General features: G+C 72.5%; 3 protein-coding genes. All 3 read right to left on the bottom strand.

What is annotated here, in order from left to right; genetic code table 11:
* Nucleotides 1–72: 72 nt before the first annotated feature.
* Complete coding sequence (locus tag DZF91_RS25410; protein WP_235834547.1) at nt 73–1,137, bottom strand: segregation and condensation protein A; 1,065 nt, start codon at nt 1,135–1,137, stop codon at nt 73–75.
* 32 nt (nt 1,138–1,169) lie between these two features.
* Nucleotides 1,170–2,054: a ParA family protein gene (locus DZF91_RS25405; RefSeq protein ID WP_235834548.1), complete on the bottom strand. Its 885-nt coding sequence runs from the start codon at nt 2,052–2,054 to the stop codon at nt 1,170–1,172.
* Between the two features lie 128 nt (nt 2,055–2,182).
* A partial coding sequence (locus DZF91_RS42265; RefSeq protein ID WP_147341378.1) for a tyrosine-type recombinase/integrase occupies nt 2,183–2,737 on the bottom strand: 555 nt, incomplete at its 5' end.

Raw genomic sequence — 2,737 nt, 5'->3', positions numbered from 1 at the left:
GGCGGCGGGGCGGGGCGGGGGTCGGGCGCCGGGGCGGGCGCGGCCTCGGGGGCCGGGTGGTCCTCGGGGCGGTCAGTCATCGGTGCCTTCCTCGGTCTCGCCGGACGGCCCGGCCTGCGGTTCGCGGGAGCCCTCGTAGTCGTCGCCGACCTCGATCTCCCCGTCGTCGGCGCCGGTCCAGGTGACCGTCAGGACGCTCAGCGGCTCGTCCTGCTCGAAGGCCACGGCGCGCTCGCGGTACAGCTCCAGCAGGGCCAGGAACCGGGCGACGATCTCGAAGGTGCCCTCGGCGTCGTCGGTGAGCTGCTCGAACGTGGCCCGGCGCAGCGCGCGGAGCCTGGCGACGACGATCTCGGCCTGCTCCCGGACGCTCGCCTTCGGCTGGTACATGTGCTCGACGTTCACGCCGGGCGGGGCCTTCGGCGCGAAGACCTTGGCGGCGAGCCGGGCGAACTGGTCGGGGCCGAGCCCGATCAGCACCTCGGGCAGCAGGTTGGCGAACCGCGGCTCCATCGGGACGAGCCGCGGGAACCGGCGGGACGCCTCGGCCATCCGCGCCGTGAGGAACTTGCCGACCTCCTTGTAGGCGCGGTACTGCAGCAGCCGGGCGAACAGCAGGTCGCGGGCCTCCAGCAGGGCGAGGTCCTCCTCGTCGTCCACCTCGCCGGACGGCAGCAGCCGGGCCGCCTTGAGGTCCAGCAGGGTGGCCGCCACCAGCAGGAAGTGGCTGGCCTGGTCGAGGTCCCAGTCCCTGCCGTGGGCGCGGATGTGCGCGATGAAGTCGTCGGTGACCTTGTGCAGGGACACCTCGGTGATGTCGAGCTTGTGCTTGGAGATCAGGCCGAGCAGCAGGTCGAACGGCCCCTGGAAGTTCTCCAGCTCGACCCGGAACCCCTTGCCGCCGTCCTCCTCGCCCGCGCCCTCGCCGGTGCCTTCCCCTGTGCCGTCGGCGGCGCCCTCACTCGCGCCTTCGGCGCTCCCACCCGTGCCTTCGGCGGCGCTGTCGGCCGGGCCCTCGCCCGTGGGACCGGTGGGCGCGCCCGCGGTGCCGCCGGGGACGGCGGTGTCGTCGGGAGCGTCGGCCATCAGGTCGGCCTTCTCGTCGGCCTGGGTCGGCGCGGGGGCGGGCGGGTGCACAGGGAGTAACGGTAACGGACGCCGCGGCCCGCTCAGTCCTCCGGATTCCAGCGTTCGAGCACTTCGCGGGCCAGGCTCCGGTAGGCGTTGGCGCCCATCGAGGACGGGTCGAAGTAGGTGATCGGCTCGCCCGCGACGGTCGCGTCAGGGAACCGGACGGTCCTGTTGATCACGGTGTGGAAGACCTTGTCGCCGAACGCCTCGACGATGCGGCCGAGCACCTCGCGGGTGTGCAGGGTGCGCGAGTCGTACATCGTGCCGAGCACCCCGTCGATGGCGAGCGACGGGTTGATGCGCTGCTGGACCTTGTCGATGGTCTCCATGAGCAGCGCGACGCCGCGCATGGCGAAGTACTCGCACTCCAGCGGGATCAGCACGCCCTCGCTGGCGGCCAGCGCGTTGACGGTCAGCAGGCCCAGCGACGGCTGGCAGTCGATGAGGATGTAGTCGTAGTGCGGCACGGCCGACTTCAGCGCGCCCGCGAGGATGTACTCGCGGCCGACCTCGTGCACCAGCTGGACCTCGGCGCCGGACAGGTCGATGTTGGACGGCAGCAGGTCCATCCCGTCGACGCCGGTCTCGATGACGACGTCCTCCCACTCGGTGTCGCGCTCGAGCAGCAGGTTGTGGATGGTCACCTCGAGCTGGCGCGGGTCGCCCTTGCCGAGGCCGACCGACAGCGCCCCCTGCGGGTCGAAGTCGACCAGCAGCACCCGGCGGCCGTACTCGGCCAGCGCCGCGCCCAGGTTGATGGTGGTGGTCGTCTTGCCGACGCCGCCCTTCTGGTTGCAGATCGACACGATCCGCGCGGGCCCGTGCTCCGCGAGGGGCTCGGGCTCCGGGAAGACCGGGACGGGACGTTGCGTCGGCCCCAGGGCACGACTCGGATCGGTCTCGATGGTGGCGGAGGACAGCATGCCGTCCGCAGCCTCAGTGCTGGTCACCAGATCCCTCCCCGGCGGCCGAAGATGCCTACCAGTCCGGGGACTCTATGACCCCGCCGCCGCCGTCTCAACTCGACTCGCGGTCGATGCGTCGCGTTTTGTCAGCCGCGAGCCCGCGGATGAGACGTGGTGTAGACCTCGCGCAACAGTTGAACCGTGACCAGAGTGTAGACCTGAGTGGTCGTGACCGAGGCGTGTCCCAGCAATTCCTGGACGACCCTGACGTCGGCCCCGCCGTCCAGCAGATGGGTCGCGAACGAGTGCCGCAGTGTGTGCGGCGACACGTCGGTCAGCTTGGCGCGGTCGGCGGCGGCGCGCAGCACCATCCAGGCGCCCTGGCGCGACAGCCGCCCGCCGCGCGCGTTGAGGAACAGCGCCGGTCCGCCGCGTCCGGTGCGGGCCAGTTCGGGGCGCGCGCGCACCAGGTACGCCTCCACGGCGCGGCGCGCGTACTCGCCGATCGGGACGATCCGGGTCTTGCCGCCCTTGCCGGAGACGCGCGCGAAGCCCTCGCCGAGGTCCACGTCGTCCACGTCCAGGCCGACGGCCTCGGAGATGCGCGCGCCCGAGCCGTACAGCAGCTCCAGCAGGGCGCGGTCGCGCAGCGCGCGGGCCGCCGCGGCGGCGTCGCCCCCGCCGTCCCCGGGCCCGGACGC

Source organism: Actinomadura logoneensis, assembly GCF_003428695.1.
Classification (GTDB): Bacteria; Actinomycetota; Actinomycetes; order Streptosporangiales; family Streptosporangiaceae; genus Spirillospora; species Spirillospora logoneensis.
This window is presented reverse-complemented; position numbering and strand designations above follow the sequence as displayed.